Origin of the sequence: Pseudomonas emilianonis, assembly GCF_023072625.1 — a bacterium.
Lineage (GTDB): Bacteria > Pseudomonadota > Gammaproteobacteria > Pseudomonadales > Pseudomonadaceae > Aquipseudomonas > Aquipseudomonas paraveronii.
Genome location: NZ_JAKNRV010000037.1, coordinates 1 through 24,179 on the forward strand (window position 1 = coordinate 1; position 24,179 = coordinate 24,179).

The 24,179-nt window shown below is 59.6% G+C and carries 20 protein-coding genes and 2 pseudogenes; 7 read left to right on the plus strand and 15 right to left on the minus strand.

The genetic code is table 11. From position 1 onward, the window contains the following. Both L9Z73_RS06835 and L9Z73_RS06840 read right to left on the minus strand, forming a co-directional pair. A partial coding sequence (locus L9Z73_RS06835) for a saccharopine dehydrogenase NADP-binding domain-containing protein (protein ID WP_247397790.1) occupies positions 1 to 741 on the minus strand: 741 nt, incomplete at its 3' end. A 15-nt stretch (positions 742 to 756) separates the two neighbouring features. Continuing rightward, positions 757 to 1,500 (minus strand): SDR family NAD(P)-dependent oxidoreductase, encoded by a 744-nt coding sequence (locus L9Z73_RS06840; RefSeq protein WP_247397792.1) that lies wholly within the window; start codon positions 1,498 to 1,500, stop codon positions 757 to 759. Between the two features lie 137 nt (positions 1,501 to 1,637). On the opposite strand from L9Z73_RS06840, the gene L9Z73_RS06845 reads away from it, so the two are divergent. Together L9Z73_RS06845 and potE are read left to right on the plus strand one after the other, a co-directional pair. Continuing rightward, on the plus strand, positions 1,638 to 2,531 hold the full coding sequence (locus L9Z73_RS06845; protein ID WP_247397794.1) for an AraC family transcriptional regulator: 894 nt from the start codon (positions 1,638 to 1,640) through the stop codon (positions 2,529 to 2,531). A gap of 61 nt (positions 2,532 to 2,592) precedes the next feature. Beyond that, positions 2,593 to 3,921 (plus strand): putrescine-ornithine antiporter, encoded by a 1,329-nt coding sequence (gene potE / locus L9Z73_RS06850; RefSeq protein WP_247397796.1) that lies wholly within the window; start codon positions 2,593 to 2,595, stop codon positions 3,919 to 3,921. 116 nt (positions 3,922 to 4,037) lie between these two features. On the opposite strand, the gene L9Z73_RS06855 is transcribed toward potE, so the two are convergent. From L9Z73_RS06855 to L9Z73_RS06880, 6 genes are read right to left on the minus strand one after another with little or no spacing between them, the layout of a single operon-like run. Next, positions 4,038 to 5,780, minus strand: coding sequence for an ABC transporter substrate-binding protein (locus tag L9Z73_RS06855; protein ID WP_247397799.1), 1,743 nt, complete (start codon positions 5,778 to 5,780; stop codon positions 4,038 to 4,040). Positions 5,781 to 5,813: 33 nt separating this feature from the next. After that, positions 5,814 to 6,086 (minus strand): DUF2160 domain-containing protein, encoded by a 273-nt coding sequence (locus tag L9Z73_RS06860; protein WP_247397802.1) that lies wholly within the window; start codon positions 6,084 to 6,086, stop codon positions 5,814 to 5,816. Between the two features lie 10 nt (positions 6,087 to 6,096). Continuing rightward, positions 6,097 to 6,897: a carbohydrate ABC transporter permease gene (locus L9Z73_RS06865; protein WP_247397805.1), complete on the minus strand. Its 801-nt coding sequence runs from the start codon at positions 6,895 to 6,897 to the stop codon at positions 6,097 to 6,099. A gap of 10 nt (positions 6,898 to 6,907) precedes the next feature. Then, the gene (locus L9Z73_RS06870) at positions 6,908 to 7,774 is read right to left on the minus strand and encodes a carbohydrate ABC transporter permease (protein WP_247397808.1); all 867 of its coding nucleotides are present in this window, start codon (positions 7,772 to 7,774) and stop codon (positions 6,908 to 6,910) included. Beyond that, positions 7,771 to 8,868 (minus strand): ABC transporter ATP-binding protein, encoded by a 1,098-nt coding sequence (locus L9Z73_RS06875; protein ID WP_247397810.1) that lies wholly within the window; start codon positions 8,866 to 8,868, stop codon positions 7,771 to 7,773. The genes L9Z73_RS06870 and L9Z73_RS06875 overlap by 4 nt, the downstream gene beginning before the upstream one ends. Further along, positions 8,868 to 9,962: an ABC transporter ATP-binding protein gene (locus tag L9Z73_RS06880; protein ID WP_247397812.1), complete on the minus strand. Its 1,095-nt coding sequence runs from the start codon at positions 9,960 to 9,962 to the stop codon at positions 8,868 to 8,870. The genes L9Z73_RS06875 and L9Z73_RS06880 overlap by 1 nt, the downstream gene beginning before the upstream one ends. Positions 9,963 to 10,249: 287 nt before the next feature. Between L9Z73_RS06880 and L9Z73_RS06885 the strand changes: the two genes are divergently transcribed. Both L9Z73_RS06885 and L9Z73_RS06890 read left to right on the plus strand, forming a co-directional pair. After that, complete coding sequence (locus L9Z73_RS06885) at positions 10,250 to 12,067, plus strand: sigma-54-dependent Fis family transcriptional regulator (RefSeq protein ID WP_247397814.1); 1,818 nt, start codon at positions 10,250 to 10,252, stop codon at positions 12,065 to 12,067. A 92-nt stretch (positions 12,068 to 12,159) separates the two neighbouring features. After that, complete coding sequence (locus L9Z73_RS06890) at positions 12,160 to 12,489, plus strand: DUF7693 family protein (protein WP_247397816.1); 330 nt, start codon at positions 12,160 to 12,162, stop codon at positions 12,487 to 12,489. Here L9Z73_RS06890 and L9Z73_RS06895 read toward each other — a convergent pair. From L9Z73_RS06895 to L9Z73_RS06915, 5 genes are all read right to left on the minus strand, one after another. After that, positions 12,459 to 14,576: a TonB-dependent receptor family protein gene (locus tag L9Z73_RS06895; RefSeq protein WP_247397818.1), complete on the minus strand. Its 2,118-nt coding sequence runs from the start codon at positions 14,574 to 14,576 to the stop codon at positions 12,459 to 12,461. The genes L9Z73_RS06890 and L9Z73_RS06895 overlap by 31 nt on opposite strands. Before the next feature lie 223 nt (positions 14,577 to 14,799). Further along, positions 14,800 to 15,069, minus strand: coding sequence for a hypothetical protein (locus L9Z73_RS06900; protein WP_247397819.1), 270 nt, complete (start codon positions 15,067 to 15,069; stop codon positions 14,800 to 14,802). 111 nt (positions 15,070 to 15,180) lie between these two features. Continuing rightward, positions 15,181 to 16,080, minus strand: coding sequence for an aromatic amino acid DMT transporter YddG (yddG, locus tag L9Z73_RS06905; RefSeq protein ID WP_247397822.1), 900 nt, complete (start codon positions 16,078 to 16,080; stop codon positions 15,181 to 15,183). A gap of 88 nt (positions 16,081 to 16,168) precedes the next feature. Continuing rightward, on the minus strand, positions 16,169 to 16,882 hold the full coding sequence (locus L9Z73_RS06910; RefSeq protein WP_247397838.1) for a hypothetical protein: 714 nt from the start codon (positions 16,880 to 16,882) through the stop codon (positions 16,169 to 16,171). A 285-nt stretch (positions 16,883 to 17,167) separates the two neighbouring features. Then, positions 17,168 to 18,493, minus strand: a complete 1,326-nt coding sequence (locus L9Z73_RS06915) for an OprD family porin (RefSeq protein WP_247397824.1) — start codon at positions 18,491 to 18,493, stop codon at positions 17,168 to 17,170. 370 nt (positions 18,494 to 18,863) lie between these two features. Between L9Z73_RS06915 and L9Z73_RS06920 the strand changes: the two genes are divergently transcribed. From L9Z73_RS06920 to L9Z73_RS06930, 3 genes are all read left to right on the plus strand, one after another. Continuing rightward, a complete protein-coding gene (locus L9Z73_RS06920; protein ID WP_247397827.1) occupies positions 18,864 to 19,025 on the plus strand; it encodes a hypothetical protein in 162 nt (53 codons plus the stop codon). 287 nt (positions 19,026 to 19,312) lie between these two features. Continuing rightward, positions 19,313 to 21,919, plus strand: a complete 2,607-nt coding sequence (locus L9Z73_RS06925) for a cation-translocating P-type ATPase (protein WP_247397829.1) — start codon at positions 19,313 to 19,315, stop codon at positions 21,917 to 21,919. 451 nt (positions 21,920 to 22,370) lie between these two features. Beyond that, positions 22,371 to 23,195 carry a DUF695 domain-containing protein gene (locus tag L9Z73_RS06930; RefSeq protein ID WP_247397832.1) on the plus strand — a complete coding sequence of 275 codons (825 nt, stop codon included), beginning with the start codon at positions 22,371 to 22,373 and terminating at the stop codon, positions 23,193 to 23,195. Between the two features lie 120 nt (positions 23,196 to 23,315). Here the strand turns inward: L9Z73_RS06930 and L9Z73_RS06935 are convergent. Together L9Z73_RS06935 and L9Z73_RS06940 are read right to left on the minus strand one after the other, a co-directional pair. Beyond that, positions 23,316 to 23,630 (minus strand): annotated as a pseudogene (locus L9Z73_RS06935) (IS66 family transposase); the annotation flags it as partial. Between the two features lie 283 nt (positions 23,631 to 23,913). Beyond that, positions 23,914 to 24,179, minus strand: a pseudogene (locus L9Z73_RS06940) (IS630 family transposase); the annotation flags it as partial.

Here is a 24,179-nt window from a genome sequence, read left to right on the forward strand (position 1 = left end):
CTCGGCATCTTCGAATCCGGCTACACCCAGGGCACCGTCGGGGAAGGCCTCGCCAGTGATATGCACGAACATGGCGATATTGGCGATGCCCGTGGAGTGCCACGCGGTGACCAGGTCGCCAAACGAAAGCGGCGCGCACAGGACCGGACCGTCACCGAAATCCAGGTGTTGCGGTGGCGCGTCCGGGGTGGCAACCAGGTGGCCATCGATGCGCGCCAGAACGCCAGCGCCGATGATCTCGCCAACACTCATCGCCGAACCACGCGACATGGCGCCGGGCACCTGCAGCGCGATGCTCAGCGCATGGGGTTGCTGCACGCGGCTGGCGACGTGCATCGCTAGACTGTCAGTGGGAACGACGTCCCAGCCCACGCCAGGCAGCAGCATCACGCCGGCCTCACGGGCGTCAACACCGAGTTGCTCGGCCAGCCGGTACACATTGATCTCGGCGGTGATGTCGAGGTAATCGGTACCGCTGGCGATACAGGCGCGCATCAATGGCTGGGCGGTGTGTACGAACGGCCCGGCGAAATTGAGCAGGACGTCGATGCCCGTGAGGCTGGCGGCGGCATGCTCATCCGCGCTGAACACACGGTAGGCAACGTCCAACTGTGCGGCGAGAGCTGCCAGGGCCGTTGCGTTGCGGCCCGCAATCACCAGGTCGAGCCCGAGTGCCTTGGCGTGCTCGGCCGCCATGCGCCCGGTGTAGCCGGTGGCGCCGTAGATCATCAACGTTTTCATAAGGTGTACTTCCAATCAGATGAGGTAACCGCCCGCGACTTCAATCGTCTGGGCATTGATCCAGCGGCCTTCTTCAGACAGCAGCATCGCAATCACCCGTGCTACGTCTTCAGGCTCGCCGACGCGGCCCAGGGCGGTTTGCCCGGCCAGTAGCGCTTCGAATTCATCGTTCAAGCCACCGCCCAGTTCGGTGCGAATGGCGCCAGGGGACACCGCGTTGGCGCGGATACGCCGCGCGCCGAACTCCTTGGCCATGTAGCGGGTGAGCACATCCAGGCCGCCCTTGAACGCGGCATACGGTGCGACGCCGGCAGTGGCGACACGGGTGGTAGCGCTGGTGAGGTTGACGATGCCGGCATGCTCTTCCAGCAGCGGCAGCAAGGTTTGGGTGAGGAAGAACGGGCCCTTGAGATGCACATTGAACAGGCCGTCGAACTGCGCTTCGGTCACGGATTCAAGGGGGTTGAACAGACCGTAGCCGGCGTTGTTGACCAGCCCGCTCAAGCTGTTCACGCCCCAGGTGGTGCTCAGGGCCAGTGTCACGCTGTCGCGAAAGGCCGCGAAAGCACTGACATCGGCGACGTCCAGTTGCAGCGCGAGTGCCTTACCGCCGGCGGCTTCGATGCGCTGCACCAGCGCCTGTGCGGCGTCGGGGTTACGGTTGTAAGTGAGGATCACGCCGTGGCCCTGGCGGGCACACAATTCGGCGGTACTGGCACCGATTCCACGGCTACCTCCGGTAATCACGATGACGCTCATGGCCTGCTCCACTGTCGAAAAGTTGAGTGACCACAATAGCGATCGCCCTACCCTGGGACGCTGCCATTCCTACTCCAATCCTGCCTGTTTCTGCTTTTCCCTTGCGCAAGGTTCATCAGTGGGATCAGCATGCCCCCATGAATAGTCCATTGATCGAACTGCGCGCATTGGCCGCCAAGGCCGAAAACCGTCGCACCGAGACCGGCATCCCGCGCGTGGCGATGGTCCAGGGCGCGATTCCGGAGCATATGCTCGCGGCCGTGTACGAGCCGATGATCAACCTGATCCTCCAGGGCAGTAAGTGCATGACCGTGGGCGACCGCACCTTGCACTACGACCCGGCGACGTATTTTGTGATGTCCATCGAGTTGCCCGCCGTGGGGGTGGTCAACCCGGCGAGTACCGGTGAGCCGTACCTGGCGGTCAGCCTGACCCTGGACCCGACGGTGCTCAGCACCTTGCTCAATGACCTGCCGGCGCCCAGCGGCCGCGGCGAGCAGGAAGCCGGGTTTTCCGTGGCGGCGGTGACGCCTTCATTGATGGACGCTTGGGTACGCATGCTGCGCCTGATGGGCGATCCGGTGGCGATTGCAGCCCTGGCGCCAGCCTACGAGCGGGAAATCCTCTACCACGTGCTGCAAGGCCCGCACGGTTGGATGCTGCGGGAAATCGCCGCGCCGGACACCGCCATGGCGCGGGTCAGCCAGGCGATCCAGTGGATCCGCCGCGACTTTGCCGAACCGATCCGGGTAGACGCGCTGGCTTCGCTGGCGGCGATGAGTGTTTCGGCGTTTCATCGGCACTTCAAGGCGGTGACCAACCTGAGCCCGTTGCAGTATCAGAAACGCGTGCGCCTGCTGCACGCGCGCACATTGATGGTGGCCAGTGCGAGCAGCGTGACCCAGGCCGCGTTCGAGGTGGGGTATGAAAGCCCGACCCAATTCAGCCGGGACTACGCGCGGGTGTTCGGCTTGCCACCGGCACGCGATACGGCGCGGATTCTCGGCGCGGCGAAAGGACTGAGCGGCTAAAGCCGTCATCTGACGGCCTCAGCACAGGCTCGGGTTTTGCATTGATCACAAGGAGTTTCGGATGACCACACCCAGCAAGAAGATGAGCCTGTTGGGCCTGACCACCCTGGTAGCGATTAACATGATGGGCTCGGGGATCATCATGTTGCCGGCCAGCATGGCGCAACTGGGTGCGATTTCGCTGCTGTCGTGGGTCGTCACCGCGCTCGGTTCAATGGCAATTGCCTACGGCTTCGCCCAATGCGGGATGTTCTGTACCCGCACCGGCGGGATGTCGGCGTATACCGAGGAGGCCCACGGCAAGTCGGGGTTTTTCCTGTGTTCGTTTCTGTATTTTCTGTCGCTGATCATCGCCAATGTGGCGATTGCAATTTCGGCGGTGGGCTATTTGTCATCGTTTATTCCGTGGCTGGGTAGCGGGCCGGTGCCGTTGTTGGTCGGCAGCCTGGCGCTGATCTGGCTGACCACCGTGGCCAACTTCGGCGGCCCGCGCATCACTGGGCGCATCGGTGTGGTGACGGTATGGGGCGTGATCATTCCAGTGGCGGGGCTCTGTGTGATCGGTTGGTTCTATTTCAAGCCCGAGGTGTTCACGGCCGCCTGGAACCCACACCAACTGCACCTGTGGGACGCCGTCAGTGCGAGTATTCCTCTGACCCTGTGGGCCTTTCTTGGCATGGAGTCGGCCGCCCAGGGCTACGATGCGGTGGAGAACCCCAACCGCACCGTGCCCCTGGCCTGTCTGCTGGGCACGCTTGGGGTGGCCGTGGTGTATGTGCTGTCGACCTCGGTGATCCAGGGCATCGTGCCCAATGCCGAACTGGCCGCGTCCTCGGCACCGTTTGCGCTGGTTTACGCGCAGATGTTCAGCCCCGGGGTCGGCAAGCTGATCATGGCGCTGGCGGTGGTGGCCTGTATCGGTTCGTTACTGGGCTGGCAATTCACCCTGGCGCAAACGGCCAAGATGTCGGCGGACCAACGCCTGTTTCCGCGCTTTTTCAGCCGCGTCAGCTCTGCGAATGCGCCGGTGCTGGGGTTGCTGGCCTGTGCCACGCTGCAAAGCCTGATTGCCTTGTCGACCATCTCACCCACTGCCAGCGCGCAGTTCAGCAAACTGGTGAACCTGGCGGTGGTGACAAACCTGTTGCCCTATGTGACCGCCCTCACCGGCCTGCTGGTGATGATGTACAAGGCGCACGCCAGCGCGACGGTGCAGGCGCGCAATACGCTGGTGGTGCTGGTGGCCGTGGGGTATTCGCTGTATGCGATTTATGCCTGTGGTGAAGACGCGGTGTTTGGCGCGATGCTGGTGCTGGCGTTCGGGTATCTGTTGTATGGCTTTCTGGCCAAGCGGTTTGTCGGGGAACAGGTCTATCCCCCTGACAGATGAAGATCAAAATGTGGGAGGGGGCTTGCCCCCGATAGCGATGGTTCAGTCAATGCATGTATCGACTGGCGCACCGCAATCGGGGGCAAGACCCCTCCCACATTTTCTACCGAGTGCGTTTATTTACGCGCCGCCTCCCACTGTTTGAGCAGGTCGCCGTAGGCCACGGTTTCGCCTTTGGGTTTCTCGTTGGCCAGTTTCGGCTTCGGCGCGCCCGGCTGGTCGAACCAGTATTGGGCGTCGCGTTCCGGGTTCATTTTCGGCCCGCACACCGGTTGCACTTTGGAACGCTCCAGGCGCGCCATGATCGCGTCTTGCTCCTTGGCCAGATTGTCGAGCGCTTGTTGCGGGGTTTTCTCGCCACTGGCGGCCGCTGCGATGTTGCTCCACCACAGTTGCGCCAGGCGTGGATAGTCGGGCACGTTGGTGCCGGTCGGGGTCCACTCCACCCGGGCCGGGCTGCGGTAGAACTCCACCAGGCCACCGAGTTTCGGCGCCAGGTCGGTCATGGCTTGGGAGTTGATGTCGGACTCACGAATCGGCGTCAGGCCAACGATGGTTTTCTTCAGCGACACGGTTTTCGAGGTAACGAACTGCGCGTAGAGCCAGGCCGCGAGTTTCTGCTTCTCAGGCGTCGATTTGAGGAAGGTCCAGGAACCCACGTCCTGATACCCCTTCTTCATGCCCTTTTCCCAATAAGGCCCGACGGGCGATGGCGCCATGCGCCATTTCGGCGTGCCGTCGGCGTTTACCACAGGCAGGCCCGGTTTGGTCATGTCGGCGGTAAACGCGGTGTACCAGAAGATCTGCTGGGCGATATTGCCCTGGGACGGCACCGGGCCGGACTCGGAGAAGGTCATGCCCGCCGCTTCCGGTGGCGCATAGGCTTTCATCCAGTCCACGTATTTCTGCGTGGCAAACACGGCGGCCGGGCCGTTGGTGTCGCCGCCACGGGTCACGCTGGAGCCCACCGGGTGGCAGTCCTCCACGCGAATGCCCCACTCATCCACCGGCAAACCGTTGGGCAAACCCTTGTCGCCACCGCCGGCCATGGAGAACCAGGCATCGGTGAAGCGCCAGCCCAGGGACGGGTCTTTCTTGCCGTAGTCCATATGCCCATAGATGCGCTTGCCGTCGATTTCCTTGACGTCTTCGCTGAAGAATTTGGCGATGTCTTCGTAGGCCGACCAGTTCACCGGCACGCCGAGGTCATAGCCGTACTTCTCCTTGAACTTGGCTTTCAGCTCGGGACGTTCGAACCAGTCGGCGCGGAACCAGTACAGGTTGGCGAATTGCTGGTCGGGCAACTGGTAGATCTTGCCGTCCGGCGCGGTGGTGAAGGAGATCCCGATGAAGTCCTTGATGTCCAGGGTCGGCGAGGTGAAGTCCTTGCCTTCGTTGGCCATCAGGTCGGTGATGGATTCGGTCTTGCCGTAGCGAAAGTGCGTACCGATCAAGTCGGAATCGTTGACCCAACCGTCATAGATGTTCTTGTCGGACTGCATTTGGGTCTGCAATTTCTCCACCACGTCGCCTTCCTGCAGCAGGTCGTGGGTCAGCTTGATGCCGGTGATTTCACTGAAGGCCTTGGCCAGTACCTTGGATTCGTACTCATGGGTGGTGAGGGTTTCCGACACCACGTTGATCTTCATCCCACGGAACGGTTCGGCGGCCTTGATAAACCACTTGAGTTCCTCGAGCTGCTGGTCGGCCGTGAGGGTCGACGGTTTGAACTCGCTGCCGATCCATTTTTTCGCCGCTTCTTCATACGCATCGGCCCAGGCCGTGGCGCTCAAACCACTGAGGGCCAGTACGGCGGCCAATGAAATGCTATGTCGCAGCTTATTGTTTTTATCGAACATAGAGACCTCCTGGTTGTTTATTCATACGGAGCGCTAGCCCCAACGCATCACAGACAACAGCCACACCACAGACAGCGCGGACGCCACCCAGATGCTCCAGTCGGTTACGCCGATCACCAGCAGGTGCAGGTAGGCGCTTCCGAGAAGACCGATAAACAAACGATCACCACGGGTGGTGCTGATCGGCAGAAACCCGCGCCGAGGGATACTCGGCGAGCGCAGTTCCCAGGTGGTCATGCCCGCCAGAATCAGGGCGATACCGCCAAAGAACAGCGCGGTCGGGGTGGTCCAGGCCATCCATTCCATCATCGACTCCTCAGACCCGGCCCAGGGCAAAGCCCTTGGCCACGTGGTTGCGCACAAACCAAATCACCAGCATGCCGGGCAGGATGGTCAATACCCCCGCCGCTGCCAGCACGCCCCAATCGATCCCCGACGCCGAGACGGTGCGGGTCATCACCGCCGCGATGGGCTTGGCGTTGACCGAGGTCAGCGTGCGCGCCAGCAGCAGTTCGACCCAGGAAAACATGAAGCAGAAAAACGCCGTCACGCCGATGCCGGAGCCAATCAACGGGATAAAAATCTTCACAAAGAACTTGGGAAAGGAGTAGCCGTCGATGTAGGCCGTTTCGTCGATTTCCTTGGGCACGCCAGACATGAAGCCTTCGAGAATCCACACCGCCAATGGCACGTTGAACAAGCAATGCGCCAAGGCCACCGCGATATGCGTGTCGAACAGGCCGATGGACGAATACAGCTGGAAAAACGGCAGCAGAAACACCGCCGGCGGCGCCATGCGGTTTGTCAGCAGCCAGAAGAACAGGTGCTTGTCGCCCAGGAAGCGATAGCGCGAGAACGCATAGGCTGCAGGCAGCGCCACGCTCAGGGAGATCACGGTGTTCAGGCTCACGTAGTACAGCGAGTTCAGATAACCGGTGTACCAGCTCGGGTCGGTGAAGATCACCTTGTAGTTGGCCAGGGTAAAATCCTGCGGAAACAGCGTGAGCCCGCCGAGGATTTCGGTGTTGCTTTTGAAGGACATGTTCAGCAGCCAGTAGATCGGCACCAGCAGGAACAGCATGTAGACCAGCAGCGGTATGAGTTTGCGCTTGCTCATGTTGGCGGCCTCAGCGGTTGGCGTCGGAATGGGTCATGGCGGTGTAGAACAGCCAGGACACCAACAGGATGATCAGGAAGTACACCAGGGAAAACGCCGCAGCCGGGCCCAGGTCGAATTGGCCGACAGCCATCTGGGTCAGCGTCTGACTGAGGAACGTGGTGGCGTTACCCGGCCCGCCGCCGGTCAGTACGAAGGGCTCGGTGTAGATCATGAAACTGTCCATGAAGCGCAGCATCACCGCGATCAGCAGCACGCTTTTCAGCTTCGGCAACTGGATGTGTCGGAAAACCGCCCACGCCGACGCCCGATCGATACGCGCTGCCTGGTAGTACACGTCCGGAATGGCGCGCAGCCCCGAGAAGCACAGCAGCGCCACCAGGGACGTCCAGTGCCAGACGTCCATCACCAGCACCGTGACCCAGGCGTCCATGGTGTTGGCCGCATAGTTGTAGCTGATGCCCATGGCATTGAGGGTGGAGCCGAGCAGGCCGATATCGGCGCGGCCGAAGATCTGCCAGATGGTGCCCACCACGTTCCACGGAATCAGCAGCGGAATGGCGAGGATGATCAGCACCAGCGATGACCAGCGGCCCTTGGTCGGCATGGTCAGGGCGATGGCGATGCCCAGCGGGATTTCGATCAGCAGCACACACGCCGAGTAGATGAACTGGCGCAACAGCGAGTCGTGCAGACGCGGGTCGAGCAGCACCTGCTTGTACCAGTCGGCGCCGACGAAATAGCGACTGGACTGGTCGAAAATGTCCTGCACCGAGTAGTTGACCACCGTCATCATCGGGATCACCGCGCTGAATGCCACCAGCAGGAACACCGGCAACACCAGCCACCAGGCCTTGTTGTTCTGCACCTTGTTCATGGCAGCACCTCCAGCAGGTAATCGTCGGCGTAGAGCATCAACCACTGCGTGGGGAAGCTGATGGAGGCGCGGCCCTCGGGTACCGGTTTGTCTTCGGCCAGGCGCACTTTCAGCGGTGCGCCGTCGAGGTTGAGGGTCAGGATCTTGTAGGTGCCGAGGTCCTCCACATGAACGACGTCGGCCTGGAGGGCGTCGGGATTTGGCTCATCCCACACGTGAATAAATTCCGGGCGGATGCCCACCTGCAACGTCGTGTAGTGCGTGTCGGTAATGCGTTGCTGCAACGCGGCGGACAAGGGCAGATGGGTGCCGGCAAAGCGCACTCCGCCCGCCTCGGCCTGCACTTCAATCAGATTCATCCCTGGGCTGCCGATGAAATAGCCGACAAACGTATGGCTCGGCCGCTCGAACAACTCACGTGGCGTGCCGAACTGCACGATCTGCCCGCCGTACATCACCGCGATCTTGTCGGCGAAGGTCGAGGCTTCCAGTTGATCGTGGGTCACGTAGACCATGGTGATATTGAACTGTTCGTGGATCTGCTTGAGCTTGCGCCGCAGTTTCCATTTGAGGTGTGGGTCGATCACCGTCAGCGGCTCATCGAACAGGATCGCCGAGACATCGTCGCGCACCAGACCACGGCCCATGGAGACTTTCTGTTTCTCGTCGGCGGTGAGGTTGCGCGCCTTTTTGCCCAGCAGGCTTTGCAGGTCGAGGACTTCGGCGATTTCCTGCACCTTGCTGTGAATTTTCGCCTCAGCCATGCCCTGGTTGCGCAACGGGAAAGCCAGGTTGTCGAACACCGTCATGGTGTCGTACACCACCGGGAACTGAAACACCTGGGCGATGTTGCGTTTCTCCGGGGTCAGCTCGTTGACCACTTTATGGTCGAACAGCACTTGCCCTTCGGACGGGCTGAGCAGACCGGAGATGATATTGAGCAGGGTCGACTTGCCGCAGCCCGAAGGCCCGAGCAGGGCGTAGGCCCCGCCCTGCTCCCACACATGGTTCATTTCCCGAATGGCGTAGTCTTCAGGACCAGTCGGCGTAGGACTGTAGCTGTGCGCCAGGTTCTGCAAATGGATCTCGGCCATCAGGCAACCCTCGCGACACGGCGTCCGGGCGCCTGGACCAAGCGGCCCTGGCTGTCGAACACAAACAGTTTATGGGTGGGGATGTACACGCGGATCGGCGCGTCGACGTCGTACTCATGCACCCCCGGCAAGTGCAGCACCAGCAGGAAATGCTCGCTGCGTACATGCAGGAAGGTTTCCGAGCCGCTGATCTCGGCGACTTCCACGGTCACCGCCAGTTCGAGGTCGTCGTCGTTGCTGGGCACCAGGCTGATATGGCTGGGGCGCACACCAAAGCGGAACTCGCCCTCGCCGATGGGGCGCAGGTCGACGTTGAGCGGGAAGTGTATGAAATTGGCGAAGCTCACTTCGTTGCCGCTGATGCGTCCCGGCATCAGGTTGATCGGCGGTTCGGAAAACAACTCGGCGGCCAATACGGTTTGCGGCTGGTGGTAGACCTCGGCCGCCTTGCCGCTCTGGATCACCCGGCCTTCGTGGAGGATGGTGGTGGTGCCGCCGAGCGCCAGCGCTTCGTTGGGCTCGGTGGTGGCGTAGATGGCAATGGTGTGGCGGGCCTTGAACAACTCGCGCATTTCCTGACGCAGTTCTTCGCGCAGTTTGTAGTCCAGGTTCACCAACGGCTCATCGAACAGGATCAGTTCGGCATCCTTCACCAACGCGCGGGCCATCGCCGTGCGTTGCTGCTGGCCGCCGGACAGTTCCAGCGGGTGACGCTTGAGGAATTTCTCGATGCGCAGCATCTGCGCGGTTTCGAGCACCTTGCTCTGGATCAGCTCGTTGGACACACCGGCCTGGCGCAACGGCGAGGCGATGTTCTCGAACACGGTCATGGTCGGGTAGTTGATGAACTGTTGATACACCATCGACACGTTGCGCAGGCGCACCGGTTTATGGGTGACATCCACGCCGTTCATCAGGATGCGGCCGCTGTCGGGCTTGTCCAGGCCGGCCATCAGGCGCATGAGGCTGGTCTTGCCGGACAGGGTGCGACCGAGCAGCACGTTGAAAGAGCCGGCCTCGAAACGCAGGTTGGCATCGTCGATCCAGGTCTGGCCTTCGATGACGCGGGAGACATGTTCCAGGGTCAATGACATGACACGCCCTTTTTTATTATTGGAATGAATCTGGCCAGTCGTCATAGCGAGTTTCATGCCAACCGCAGCAGGTGCTTGATCCACAAGGAAATGCCCTGAAAACGATGTTCGGGAGTGAACAAAAATGAACAATACTGACTGAACAACTGAACACTCGCCGGGTTGACAATGAACAGTTCTGAACAACACTGTTTGAACGCGATTTACTGAACACCGCCCCTCCGACATTGACTTGGTTACCTCCGTTAGATTGTGTAAGACCCAAAAACAATAAAAAGAAGGTCTCCATGGCCGAACCGCTGACTCACGACACCCTCATCCAGGACTCCTGGCGCCGCTGCCGCGCATTCGGCCTGGACCATCTGAGCCCACCCAGCTTTGACCAACTGCCCGCCGAGGGCATCAGCCAATTGCTGGAGAGCCAGCATTCCCTGGTGCAGACCACCCATCAGGAAGTGTTGCCTTACTACGAGAACATCCTGAGCAACTCCAACTGCCTGATCATGCTGGCCGACAACCAGGGCCAGGTGTTGACGTCGTGGGGCACCCAACGCTTCATCGAACCCAAGTTAGCCCGCGGCTTCAGCGCCGGCGCCAGTTGGATGGAGCGCTCCAGTGGCACCAATGCCATCGGCACCGCGCTGGCCTGCGCCCAGGCGGTGCATATCGAACACGATGAACACTTCCTCAAGGCCAACCGCTTCATGACCGGCTCGGCGGCGCCGATCTTCGACGCCCAGCGCGAAATCATCGCGGTGCTGGACGTGTCCAGCGACAGCTACCTGCCGCCCTCCCACACCCTGGGCATGGTCAAGATGATGAGCCAGACCGTGGAAAACCGGCTGATCCTCAACCTGTTTCGCGGCGAGCATTTCCAACTGACCTTCAACACCGGGCTGAACAACCTCGACAGTCAATGGGCGGGCCTGCTGATCTTTGATGAAAGCGGCCAGGTGTTGTCGGCCAATCGCCGCGCCGACAATTTGCTGGGCATCAGCCTGTCGCGGGTGATGATCGACCGCTTGTTCAAGGTGTCGATGCTGGAGTTATTGAATCAGCCGCAGGGTTTGCCGTTTTCCTTGCAGGCGGCAGGCCGCAATCGCTTCCAGTGTTTATTGAAGCGGCCCAAGCAGATGCCGGTACACGCGCGCGTTTTCAGCCAACCGGCGCCGCCGAAAACCGCATCGATCAGCCTCAACACCCTGCATTTCGGCGATGTGCGCGTGGAAAAGGCCGTGCGCCAGGCCGAACGCCTGCTGGAAAAAGACATTCCGCTGCTGATCCACGGTGAAACCGGCGTGGGCAAAGAGGTGTTCGTCAAAGCCCTGCACCAGGCCAGTTCCCGCAGCCAACAGGCGTTTATCGCGGTGAACTGTGCGGCGATTCCCGCTGAACTGGTGGAATCTGAACTGTTCGGCTACGAAAAAGGCGCGTTTACCGGCGCCAATCAAAAAGGCAGCATCGGCCTGATCCGCAAGGCCGACAAGGGCACACTGTTTCTCGACGAGATCGGCGATATGCCACTGCCGACCCAGGCCCGCTTGCTGCGGGTCTTGCAGGAGCGCTGCGTGCAACCGGTGGGCAGCAGCGAGCTGTTCGCGGTGGATTTGCGCATCATCTCCGCCACTAACCATGTGCTGCGCGAGCAGGTGCAGGCCGGGCGCTTTCGTGAGGATTTGTACTACCGCATTGGCGGATTGACCCTAGAGCTGCCGCCACTGCGCGAGCGCACTGACAAGCAGGCGTTATTCCAACACCTGTGGCAGCAACACCGCGAACCGACCCAATGGGCCGGGCTGAGCGCCGAGGTGCTGGCGTTGTTCGAGCAGCACCCGTGGCCGGGCAATTTGCGCCAGGTCAGCAGTGTGTTGCAGGTGGCGTTGGCCATGGCCGAGGAGCAGCCGATCCGTGCGGAGCATCTGCCGGATGATTTCTTCGTGGATCTGAACGTGACGGCGCCGCTGCCCGCCAGCGAGTCTCTGGATGACACCATCGATCTGACGCTGCGCCTGAAAGCGGCGGGCGGGAATATTTCCCACCTTGCGCGGGAACTCGGGGTGAGCCGCAACACCTTGTACAAGCGCCTGCGCCAAGGCAACGACTGAAACCCGGGTAGCAAGCGAACGCTGCCCTCTCAGGCTTGAAACCGCCCCGCCCACACGCGACACTGCGCGGCCCCATCACGAGGACACTGCCGATGACCGCAACCGCCGCCACCGTTTCTGCACGGGAGGCTTATCAAGTGCTCAAGGATATGGCCCTGGAAACGCGGGTCATCAGCACCTGCGCGGCAGTGGATGACACGGTGAGCGTGGAAATCGACGGCTGGCAGGTAGTGCTGCTGACCCACGGCGCGGTGCTGGTGGGCTGCCAGCACTGTCGCTCACCCGACGGGCGAAATGGATCATTGGACAGCTGGCAACGCTATGGCACCAATCCGGTGGCATTGATGAGTACGTGGGAGCAGGCGCAAGTCGAACGCCTGTTGTCAGCGTCTCAACGCCAGCTCCACGACACGCCGGTGTAGATGCCCCGACCATCCCCAGGCGTGGAGCGGGCGGCGTCCAGGCCGTTATCGTTGTAACCCGGCGTGACGGTGTTGGCGTAGCGGCGGTTGGTCAGGTTGCGCAGGTCGACCCAGGCTTGCCAGTCCTGCTGCGGGGCGTCATAGCCGAAGGTCGCGCCGAGTAAGGTATGGGCCGCCGCGTAGTAGGAATTGGCGTAGTCCACCGCCACACGCGAGGAGTGCTCGGTGTTGAGGCTGGTGTAGAAGCCGGTCGGATGGCTGTAGCGCAGTTGCGCCTGGTAGTAGTGCTTGGGAATGCCCGGCAAGGTGTTGTCGCCAAAGCGCTCATCGTTACGGTAATGGAAGTCGCTGAAGGTGTAGGCCTGGCGCAGGGCGAGCTTACCGCTGCGGCCGCCGTCCCACAGCGGGCTGAGCAGGCTCAGTTCGACGCCTTGGTGAACCGTGGGGCTGGCGTTGGATTCGGCGAGGATCGCGTTGCTGGTGGGGGTCTGGGCCTGGGTTTCGACGGTGAGCAACTCGTGGCGCACTTCGGAGCGGTACAGCGCCAGGTCCCATTGGCCGAACCACGCATCACCCCGGCCACCGACTTCCAGCGTGGTGGCGGTCTGGTTTTTCAAGCTCACGCCTTCGCGTTGCAGTCCGCTCGCCGGGCCGCTGTCTTTCGGGAAGTATTTGTTGGAGCCCCAGATCATCGACCAGGCATGCGGCGGTTCGACCGAGCGGCTCAGGTTGCCGTACACCTGCAATTGCGGGGTGAAGTCATAGCGCAGGCCGATGCGCGGCGCATAGTCCCAGTCATGTTGACTGAGCGGCGCCTGGCCATCGGGATAGGTCACCTGGGTTTCGCGGCGGGTGTAGATCGCGGCCAGGCCGGTGGTCAGCCACAGGTCCGGGACCAGTTCCAGGTCGTTGCCGACATGCAGCACGGTGTCGGAGCCCAGGTAGCTGTAGTCGCGGGTCTTGGTGCCAGGGGCGTAGCCTGCGGTATTGCCGACAGGAATGCGCACGTATTCCGACGCGCCGTTGTTCGGCATCGCCTGGGTGGTGCGTAGGCCGATCGTGGTTTTGCTGTCGTGGCCGAACAGCGTGTCCTGGCGAATGTAGTTCAGCGTGCTGCTGATGTCGGTGTAGGCGACTTTCAGGCGATTGGTGCCTTCGCGCAGGTCCATCGGGTAGTCGTGATAGGCCAGGCCGACTTCGATCCGGGAGTTGTCGTCGAGCTGCAACGTGGTCTTGTTGGCGATCCAGGTGGAGCCCGGTTGCAGGCGTTTTGAGTCGCGGGCGGCGTTGAGGCTGTTGGCGGCACGCGGATCGTGGCTGATCTGGTACCGCGTGAGCTTGCCCGGCGTATCGTTGGTGGTTTCGCGGTAGCGCACGTAGAAACGCGTCTCCAGCGCCGGGTTGAAGCGGTAGCCGAAGTTGGCCGCGACACCCTTGCCGGTGCCGGCGCTCTGCTGCTGATAGCCGTCGGATTCGGAATCGGTGAGGCTGATGTAGTAGTCGGCGTCGCCCAGTACCTGGCCCGAACTGATCTCGCGCTGGGCATAGCCACGGCTGCCCGCTTCATAGCGCACTTGCAACTTGGGCGCGTCGTAGCCGGTGTGGGTCACGTAATTGACCGCCCCACCCAGGGCCAGCGCGCCCTGGTCAAAACCGTTGGCGCCGCGCAGCACCTCGACGCGGCTTTGCCACAAGGGGTCCTTGAGTTCATAAGGCGTACCGCCGGGGCCTGTCAGCGGCAAGCCGTCGAGCATCTCGTACAACCCGGAAGCATGGGCGCCGGGGCTGCGATTCAGGCCCGAGCCACGAATCGAGAGCTTTACCCCTTCGTTATTCGCCGCCTTGGCGTACACCCCGGCCTGGTACTTGAACACGTCCTCGTTGGTGCTCACCCGCCCCTGTTGCACGCTGCCCATGTCGATGTAATTGGTACCGCCGGGCACGCTCTTGAGCTGCGCCTGCGCCACTTCACCCGCGCTGGCTTCGCGGGTGGTGACTTCGATCGGCGCCAATTGCAGGTCTTCGGCCTGCACAAGGGAGCTGAGGGTCAGGGCGGCAAAAAGCAGCGGAGGTTGGCGCAGCAGCATGGGGCGGGTCCTTGGAATGCGGGGGCGTGAAGGCCAGGCCTGGCACGCGAACTGTGATGGGAAGACAGGGATGCTCGCCAGGTCACGCTTTATTAACGAACCGGAGCCTTCCTACAACAGCATCGGACCCTGCCTGTTTTTAAACGCCATGGGATTGGGGAGTCGCGACCAGCCGAAAGGAAATAAGCACTCCAATCATTGCAAAAGAAGCCCCGGCGGCTCCCTAGTCAGCGGCGGGCTCCAACGCCCGCATGAAATCATCCGCCTCCGAGCCCGCCGGGAACCGGAAGCCGTACATTTCATCGGTGGCCAGAATAGCGCTGAGGGCGTCGCGAAACTGGGCTTCGGTCGGCGACTCCTGCAGCAGTTTGTGTGCCTGTAACAACAGGTCGGCAGAGACACCTTGAACACTTGCGGCGTCAATCACCGCAAACAGGATAAATCGCAGACGAATTTCGCGATCCGTGGGCCAAACCGTTTTTCGCTTACCCAAGGTAGGGCCTCATATTTAAGAAAAGTCCGAGGCTATTGCCGACGGGTGGGTGTTTCAAGCAGTGCAGTGCAAGATAGGGCACTTCCTACAGAGGAAACGGAAACTCCGCACTCAACCGTCCTGTCGACGCTGCCGAGTGGCTTGCCAGCACATCAGCGAGCCGGCCGTCACCAGCACGGCGCCCTGCCAGAATTGCGCGGTGAGGTGAGCCCCCAACCACAGCGCGGCGAATGCCGAGGACAACACCGGCGCGGAATAGGACGCCGTGGCCAGCAAGGTCAGGTTGCCGCGCAGAATCCCGAGGTTCCATAGCGCATACCCGCCCGCCATCGCTACGCCGGCAGCGACCAGTTGCGCGCTGCTATTGAGGGTAAATGCTGGAATCAATTCGCCGCTCACCGCGTATTTCAACCAGAGGACGCCAGCCGTCAACGCGAAAAACAACATCACCAGGTTTTGCCCGCCGGCATAGCGGCGCGTGACATTGCAATACAACGCAAACGTGATCGCGCAACCGACGGCCAGGCTGTAACTGAGGGGATTGGAATTCACATTAGTCACGACCGTCGCCAGGGACAGGCCATTACCGCTCACCACCCACAGGATGCCAAACAGTGCCAGCGCCGTGCCCGGCACGATCATCCAGCGGGCTTTCTGGCCATTCATGACGATCGCGAGCAACACCGTGAGGCACGGCCACAGATAGTTCACCACGCCGAGTTCGATCGCCTGGTTGCGGTTACTCGCATAACCCAGCGCCAGCGAAAGGCACACCTCATAAGCGACGAACAGCGCACTGCCCACGATCAGATAAAACCACGACGTGGAGCGCACCCGCGGCCGGCCCAACAGCACGAAGAGCAACACCGCACCCAATGTGTAGATCAACGCTGCACCACCCAACGGACCGAAGCGTTCACTGACGCTGCGGATCAATCCAGCGGCAGTGCTCCACAGGAGAATCGCCACCAAACCGCATGCTGTGGCGGCACGCTCGCTGTTGATCTGCATGGTTACCCCTGACACCCGAAGAAATCTGGCGGTGATGCTACCAGCGATCCACGCGGGCCTGGGGATTCAAACCGGGCAACGTCAACGCTCACTGCACCGGCAGGAAATTCATCAGCAACAGGCTTTGCGCATAATTGACGCCAATACGTCGGTAGCGCTCATCGAGCATCCGGGTCAGCAGGTCGAGACGCGCGACGATCTTGCCGAACTCGACGGCGAAACTGAGGTTACTGCCCTCTTCCGAGATCTCGTTGGAAAACAGCAGCAGCACGCCGTTGGCGTCCTGACGCTGGCTGAGCAGCCAGGTGGCCTTTTCGATATTGCGCGCTGCGTTGCTGACGAATTGCGGGTTGATCGAGTCAGAGATATAGAACTGGGTGCGCCCGCCATGCGCGGTCACCAGCATGCTGCCAATCGCATAGATAAACGCTCCGACCCGATCGCCACGAAACTCAGGGCTCAAGGAATAGCTCAGGGCCGCCAGATCACGTCGATCCCCCAGGGCAGGCAGCGGTTGGCGGTTCTCGATGGCCTGACGGATTTCCCGCGAAGCACTCACCGCGTCCGGATAACCCGACTGGCGCCACTGGTTGGGGTTACGCAGGTACAGCTTATTCATCAGCAGATATAGGCTTTGCAGGTTATCGCGCATGCCCAGGGTGGCTATGCGATCGACACTGGTCTGGAAGAACTCATCAGGCTTGCCATCGCTGAACTGCCTGGCGATATCCCGCCCCTGTTGCTGGCTGCAAGCGGTGGTGCAGAGCATGAACACGACAACCAGCCAAAGCGGACCGCTCATCAATCGGGGGATAAAAGGCGGGAACGTATGATTCATCTGCACCAGGTCTAGTTCTTATGTCCACACGCAGTATGGGTGTGGCTGGGACAGAGATAGATCCGAAAAATCCGAAAAAGTGCAGGATTGGGCGCCTTATAAATATACTGATAAGCACGCCCCCCAGTCACACCCGACACGACTCAACGGCAGAACACCGCTTTATGCAAACAAAACGGCCAGCTTCAGCAGGGCTGAAACTGGCCGTCATAGCATTGTGTCCTTCGGGCTTGGCCGGTAGTAGTCCGATTAGAAAATCGAGATTGGGTAATCCACGATCAGACGGGTTTCGTTGTAATCCCCTTCCGCCTGATCGGCGTTACCGCGGTGCCAGGCTTGACGCACTCGCATCGACAAGTCTTTGACTGGGCCGGTCTGCACCACGTACTTGGCTTCAAAGTTGGTTTCGTGGTGCTTACCGTCAGCGCCATAACCATAGGCTTGGTAGGCACTGCCGACCGGCATGTGCGTGCCGTCGATATTGTCACCGTTCAAGTAGCGCGTCATAAAGCTCAGCCCCGGCACGCCGTAAGCCGCCATGTTCAGGTCGTAACGGGCCTGCCAGGACCTTTCGCCTGGGCCGTTAAAGTCAGAGTATTGAACCGAGTTGGCCAGGAAGATGGAGTCGGCCAAATCACCCGACTTGTTATTACCCACGGCCACATAGTCAAACGGGGTATCGCCGTGAACTTTTTGGAACGCCAGTGTGACAGTGTGAGCACTCAAGAAAGAGTACGCCGCGGCCAACGACCAAGTGGTGTTGTCGATGGCACCGGCTTTGGACTGGCCGGAATCGAGGGTGCGGTAGATATTGAAGTCCAGGTTCAGTGACTGATCGGCAGTGAACGGGATCGTGTAGTTGGCATTACCATAGTATTGATGCCAGACGTCTTTGAGGTCCGACGCAAACACGCTCATGGACAGGTTATCGGTCAGCGTGTATTTACCGCCGAGGTAGTCAATGCTCTTGGCCGGCACGTTTGCATAACCGGCATACAATTCGTGGCTATTGTTGGTTGTGGTCGGGCCGTTACTACTGGTGAAGTGTCCGGCGTCGAGGTTCAACCCTTCAATTTCGCTGCTCAACAGGTTAAAGCCAGTCGCTGTTTGAGGCGTGGCGCGAGTACCCGCAGTGGCCAGGACCGGATTGTTAGGCTGCAAGTTGCCATAATGCAGTTCAGTCTTGGAAAAGCGGGCCTTGATCGACGCACCTGCGCTGCTGAAATCATTCTCCGGCCGGCCGTTGCTGTCGACCGGCAAGTTGCCAGAGCCTGCATTGCCTTTGCCACCATCCAGCTTCACGCCCCAGTATCCGTAAGCATCCACACCAAAGCCGACGGTGCCTTGGGTGAAGCCGGAGGTGAAGTTGCCTTGCATCACCTGCAACCAGTCCTGTTTGTCGCCCGCCGAATTCTTACCGTCACGATCAAAATAAAAGTTGCGAAGTAGGAGGTTCAAACTACTGCCATCAACAAACCCCTTAGCAGTCGCTTGGTCATCCACGCCGGCGGCTGAGGCTAATTGACTCACACCTAACGAGACCGTCAGCGCCACCAAATTCCACTTAAAAGACATTGTTCATTCCCCTGTTTTTAATAGAGCTGCTTCGTCTCTCGATGCACAGTCAGCAGGGTGCCCCCTGAAGTCAGGCCGTCAAAGCGAACAGTTATAAGTCGATGGCAGATGAGAAAAATTCTAAGTCGCAACGCATTGACTGCGCAGCGCGAGGCACCGTTTTATAACGGTTTAGTTTTTGTACAGGGCAGACCCTAAGGGGGAGAACTTATAACACCTCCCCGCCGAAAGAATGATCTCGTTTCCCGTGAAAGTAATTTTCCATTTCTGTAACAATTCAGGCTTGTACAAGAAAGGCGAACGCGTGAAATGAGTTAGACATCCATGTTTCTCATATATCTAAAGTCCACAACATAATGCGTTCAAAGCAATGCAACCCATTGATTTCTTTAAATTCCCCATCAAGCTCAAGCGCTATAGCGGCAAGGGTGAAGTCATGTCTGAGGAAATAAAACCGATCCAGGCAACCCCAGTCGTACTCGATGAAAACGGCATACGCTGGCACCCGGACCTGCCATCACTCAAAAAATGAAGACGAAGAAGTGAGTGCCGAAATCTATACGCGGCAGCCGATCGCGTCGGATTCACGTCTAACTAAGCAACGTTGTGCTAGCGTACCTGGAGGATGAATTACATGATGGTCTTAGACGCACGCATCGAGGTCGATACGACTATAAGCCTCGAGGCAGGACATCACATCGCTATAGAGCCTGCCTGCAAGTATCGCAGCGGCATGGGGGTACGGAACCTGATGACACACACTGTCCCATTGCACCCTCTTGATATGGATCATGATCAACCACTCATAAAGGTCGCTCTGTGAATACTGAGCTACCTCATTCAGGTTCGCCGCTGCTTGAGGGTTTGTGCGAGGAAGAGGTGCAGCGACGTCTGGCGCAGGACGGGCCGAACGAACTCCCCGCGTCCCGCCGACGCAGCGCCCTGCGCCTGATATGCGACGTGGCCTTCGAGCCGATGTTCCTCCTGCTGGTCGCGTGCGGCGCTTTGTATATGGTGTTGGGCGATGTCCAGGAAGCCCTCATGTTGCTGGGCTTCGTCTTCGTTGTGATGAGCATCAGCTTTATCCAACAGCGGCGCAGTGAACGCTCCTTGAATGCGTTGCGGGACCTCTCCAGCCCCAGGGCTCAAGTGCTAAGGGGAGGTAAGGAGTGCAGCGTTCCCGCGCGGGACTTGGTCGTTGGCGATGTTGTAATGCTGGCTGAAGGCGATCGCGTACCCGCTGACCTGCTACTGACAACTTGCGCCAACCTATCAATTGATGAGTCCTTGCTGACCGGAGAATCCGTGCCCGTCAGCAAACTGGTCGCCCCGCAGTCTCATACACTCGGTGATCCAGCGCCGCCACCAATAGATGTGGCGCTTGCACAGGCGTTTTCAGGCACATTGGTCACATGCGGTACCGCCCAGGGACGTGTCACAGCCACAGGCGAGCGCAGTGCGCTGGGCCGGATTGGCCAGTCACTGGCAAACATTGAGGTGGAACCCACCCCGACGCAACAGGAAACGCGTCGTGTGGTCAAGCGGGTCGCTCTCATGGGCCTGGCGCTGGCGGCGGCGCTCGCTATCGCTTTCGGGCTGCTGCGCGGTGACTGGCTGCATGGGATGCTTGCTGGCCTGACGCTGGCGATGGCGATGGCGATTCTACCGGAAGAGTTACCGGTTGTACTGACGCTCTTTCTAGGCCTCGGCGCCTGGCGACTCGCCCGTGAGAAAGTGTTAGCGCGCAGCATTCCTGCTGTCGAAATGCTCGGTGCTACCACCGTCTTATGCGTCGACAAAACAGGTACGCTGACGGCTAACAGAATGACGGTCAGGCGCCTTTGGTCCGAGGAGGCCGTGTATGAAGTCGCTGGGGACGGTACTCACGTCGGCACGCCTTTGCAGGAGGCACTCCACGGCGTGCTTGAGTACGCGGTTCTCGCTAGCCACCGCCATGCTTTCGATCCGATGGAGTCGGCCATCGGCGAGACCGGGCAGAGCCTGTTGGCGCTCACCGAGCACCTTCACGCTGACTGGACCCTGATCGACGACTATCCTTTGTCGCCCCAGATGCTCGCAATGTCACGGGTCTGGCAATCGCCGAATCAACGAGAGCGACTCATTGCCGCAAAGGGTGCGCCCGAGGCAATCGTCGATTTGTGCCATCTGGATCCCGCCCGCAGCGCGCTCATTGCGGCTCAGGTCCTGGCAATGGCAGCAGACGGGCTTCGCGTTCTTGGCGTCGCACAAGCGACCTTCGCCGCCGAGGTGCTACCCGGTTTACAGCACGACTTCGACTTCAGGTTTCTAGGGTTGGTCGGGCTCGAAGATCCGATTCGCCCAGATGTGCCGCAGGCTATTGCCGAGTGCCGGGCCGCAGGCATCCGCGTGGTGATGATGACTGGCGACCACCCGGCCACAGCGATTTCGGTCGCCAGGCAGGCCGGTCTGGGCACCGATGCCCCTGTGATCACTGGAACCGAACTGTCCTCCCTGAACGATTCGGAGCTGGACACACGGCTTGGCACGACGCAGATCTTCTGCCGCGTTCAGCCAGACCAGAAACTGCGCCTGGTACGCGCTTTCCGTGCGCATGGCGATGTAGTTGCCATGACCGGCGACGGCGTCAACGACGCACCTGCACTGAAGGCAGCCGATATTGGCGTTGCGATGGGTGCGCGTGGCACCGAGGTAGCACGCGAAGCCGCCGCTTTGGTTTTACTCAATGATGATTTCGAGTCGTTGCTGACCGCAGTGCGCTATGGCCGCCGCATCTTCGCCAACTTGCGCAAAGCGATCGTATTTGTGGTGGCCGTACACGTGCCGATTGTCGGCCTATCCATGCTTCCAGTGCTTTTCGGCTGGCCGATGGTGCTGATGCCGGCGCACATTCTATTCTTGCAACTGATCATCGACCCTGCCTGCTCGGTCGTGTTCGAGGCCGAACCGCTTGAGCCAGATGCGATGAAGGCGCCTCCACGTCGACAGGACCAACGGTTATTCGACAGCGCGGTGATGACGCGTGGTATCTGCCAGGGCATTGGCTTACTGATACTGCTTCTAGCGACGTATGCGGGTATCAGGTTCTTTGCGCCGGTAGCGTCTGACCGAGATGAGCTTGCCAGAACACTAACCTTCGTCGTACTGGCGCTGGCCAACCTCGCCCTGATCCATACAAATAAGTCATGGCGCCGCACGCGCTGGATGGGGCATGGCGCGTTTGGTGCCCAACTGAGCTGGATCGCTTTCGCAACGTTGGCCATGTTGGCGCTAGCGCTCTTTTTTCCGCCTGTTACCCAGCTGTTCTCCTTCGTGACACCCGCGCCAGTATTGATACTCTTCGCGTTTGGCATCGTCGCCCTTAGCTTGATGTGGTTCGAGGTGGTGAAATGGGTAATAAACATGAGGAGCGAGCATAGTGGCTGAACTATGCTCGTTGGCGCTGACCAAAAGCCTTTGGTACTAATTCTTGAGTTCGCCAGAGGCCGCACATCAGGCAGTCGTTGATCTGGGCATTAATGTCGGTACCGTCTGCGAGGATCTTAAAAGTCGGTTTCAAAATGAATCGTATCCGTCCGGTCAAGTTATCTAGCGCACTTTGCAAAACCAAGGTAACCGTCCAGCCAACACGCATTCCTAATCCCATCGTGTAAGGCGCGGCTGTCAGCGCATCGGTGCTTGAGGCGTTATCTTGTTACTCTAAACCCTGCAATGGCCTGCCTACCGGCGCAATGGGCCCGTCTATTTATCGCCACCACTGAAGCCCTCTGGCAGAATTGGCGCCACGAATGAGCCATTGCGCCTTGCGCGGGCACTTAGCATTTAGTTGGCAAGACCGGTCTTCGGGACGAGGTCGCGAGTTGAAGGAAAAACACCGATGGTCACTGAAAAATCCGAGCGCCCTTTGATGGAGTCTGGCCATGGCGTGCGGTACGTCACAGCAAAGCTTTGCAGACAACACCAAGACTGCGAATTCTCCGGCCCAAAGCCTTTGGGCTTGGGGCGCAGCCAAATGGGCGTCCATAACCGGCTCTGGTTGTTGGTGCTAGCAAGCGTACTCATCGCTGGCTGCTCCAGCTCCAAATCCAATTCGCCCCCACCGGTCGAGCGCGACCCATGCCTGGATGCGGGGCCGGCTAAAAGCGTGGAGTACGATAACTGTGTGGCTGATCGGGAAGCCAGCAAGAGGGAGGCTCTCAGAGCACTTCTCGACGATACCGGCGTTTATTCCCGACAGATGCAAATAGTCGAATCTGAGGACAATACTTACCAACCATCTGATTTTCCAGATACACCCATTCCCATGGTCTACAAGGGCGCTGATTCGATATCGGCGACTGAAAAGCGGGCGCTACCTTTCAAAATTAGGGTCACCTGGAAATACTCCTCCAAGGGTGTCATACCGGCGCCCAGAGACCGTTTTCGGATGGATGAAATGGAGAGGCTGATACTGCCAGCGGTACAGGATAAAGGGCTAGCGAAGTGGGTGTGCACGGTGACTGGTGGACACCAGCGGGAGTGGATCTTCTATACACGAAGCGACGAAGCCTTTATCGCTCAAACACAGGCTGTTCTAGCGCAGACCGGGCCATACCCTATCGAGTTGAGCGCACGCAAAGAACAAGCGTTGAGCACCGAAGTGCAAAGTAGTGAAAACCTGCCTGAAGATATCCGTATCACGCCCAAAAAGTGCGTGGAATGATATCCTGATAGTTAAAGAAGATGCCTTCAGAGTCTCTCCTAGATTTTCGTCCGGTTAACCTCGATCACGATAGCTACGTTTGCGTGTTTTTTGAGCGGCCGCTTAACAACCCTTGCGTGGTTAAACGGGCGCCCACTTATGCGGAAGCAACGCTGTAATATCACTCGCCCGCTGCGTCGGCAGCCGAGTCAGCACATCTTTGAGATAGGCATACGGATCATGCCCATTTATGCGCGCCGACTGGATCAAACTCATGATCGCAGCTGCCCGCTTGCCGCTGCGAAGCGACCCGGCGAACAGCCAGTTCGAGCGCCCAAGTGCCCACGGCCGGATCAAGTTCTCGATCTGGTTGTTGTCGATAGGCACAGCACCATCTTCCAAGTAGCGCGTCAGCACTACCCAGCGTTTAAGGCTGTAATCCAGGGCCTTGGCTGTCAGCACCGAGAACAGTCTTTGTTAGCTGGTCATCGAAGTACTGATGATATGCACTACCATAAATCCATAGAACGATAGGGGCGCAGTGGTGGATCTAGACAAAAAGTCTAAAATTTTTGGACTAAAGCACTTTGGGGTCTATATCAAAGAAAATCCGCATATGGCCATTTCGGTCAGCTTGTTCTGTTTTGGGGGCATGGCCCTTTGGCAGGACGTTACTCCGCTTGCGGGCTCCCTATTCGGCGCTGGCGGCGCGCTCCTCGGCGCCTAGTGGCCTGAGCGGTTAATCCATTAATTTATTTTTTATCACGCTCAGCTTCGCTTTATGTACCGAACTAATGATGGCCTCAGCCGTTTTATTCCACTTGAACGGCTTGGCTGAATGCTCATTGTGAGCCTCGATAAATTGGCGGATAGCGACTTTTAGGTCGGCGACGCTGGTGAAGGCACCCCGGTATAGCGCTCGTCTTTCCAGTTGTGCAAACCAGCCTTCCACGGCGTTCAGCCAAGACGCGCTGGTTGGTGTGAAGTGCAATTTGAAACGCGGAT

Bases quoted from the DNA above. Each gene is read 5' to 3' on its own strand.
- L9Z73_RS06930 (WP_247397832.1), top strand. From the start codon at position 22,371: ATGGTCACTGAAAAATCCGAGCGCCCTTTGATGGAGTCTGGCCATGGC.
- L9Z73_RS06885 (WP_247397814.1), top strand. From the start codon at position 10,250: ATGGCCGAACCGCTGACTCACGACACCCTCATCCAGGACTCCTGGCGC.
- potE (WP_247397796.1), top strand. From the start codon at position 2,593: ATGACCACACCCAGCAAGAAGATGAGCCTGTTGGGCCTGACCACCCTG.
- L9Z73_RS06865 (WP_247397805.1), bottom strand. From the start codon at position 6,897: ATGAGCAAGCGCAAACTCATACCGCTGCTGGTCTACATGCTGTTCCTG.
- L9Z73_RS06920 (WP_247397827.1), top strand. From the start codon at position 18,864: ATGCAACCCATTGATTTCTTTAAATTCCCCATCAAGCTCAAGCGCTAT.
- L9Z73_RS06845 (WP_247397794.1), top strand. From the start codon at position 1,638: ATGAATAGTCCATTGATCGAACTGCGCGCATTGGCCGCCAAGGCCGAA.
- L9Z73_RS06840 (WP_247397792.1), bottom strand. From the start codon at position 1,500: ATGAGCGTCATCGTGATTACCGGAGGTAGCCGTGGAATCGGTGCCAGT.
- L9Z73_RS06915 (WP_247397824.1), bottom strand. From the start codon at position 18,493: ATGTCTTTTAAGTGGAATTTGGTGGCGCTGACGGTCTCGTTAGGTGTG.
- L9Z73_RS06860 (WP_247397802.1), bottom strand. From the start codon at position 6,086: ATGGAATGGATGGCCTGGACCACCCCGACCGCGCTGTTCTTTGGCGGT.
- L9Z73_RS06880 (WP_247397812.1), bottom strand. From the start codon at position 9,962: ATGTCATTGACCCTGGAACATGTCTCCCGCGTCATCGAAGGCCAGACC.
- L9Z73_RS06890 (WP_247397816.1), top strand. From the start codon at position 12,160: ATGACCGCAACCGCCGCCACCGTTTCTGCACGGGAGGCTTATCAAGTG.
- yddG (WP_247397822.1), bottom strand. From the start codon at position 16,080: ATGCAGATCAACAGCGAGCGTGCCGCCACAGCATGCGGTTTGGTGGCG.
- L9Z73_RS06895 (WP_247397818.1), bottom strand. From the start codon at position 14,576: ATGCTGCTGCGCCAACCTCCGCTGCTTTTTGCCGCCCTGACCCTCAGC.
- L9Z73_RS06855 (WP_247397799.1), bottom strand. From the start codon at position 5,780: ATGTTCGATAAAAACAATAAGCTGCGACATAGCATTTCATTGGCCGCC.
- L9Z73_RS06875 (WP_247397810.1), bottom strand. From the start codon at position 8,868: ATGGCCGAGATCCATTTGCAGAACCTGGCGCACAGCTACAGTCCTACG.
- L9Z73_RS06870 (WP_247397808.1), bottom strand. From the start codon at position 7,774: ATGAACAAGGTGCAGAACAACAAGGCCTGGTGGCTGGTGTTGCCGGTG.
- L9Z73_RS06910 (WP_247397838.1), bottom strand. From the start codon at position 16,882: ATGAGCGGTCCGCTTTGGCTGGTTGTCGTGTTCATGCTCTGCACCACC.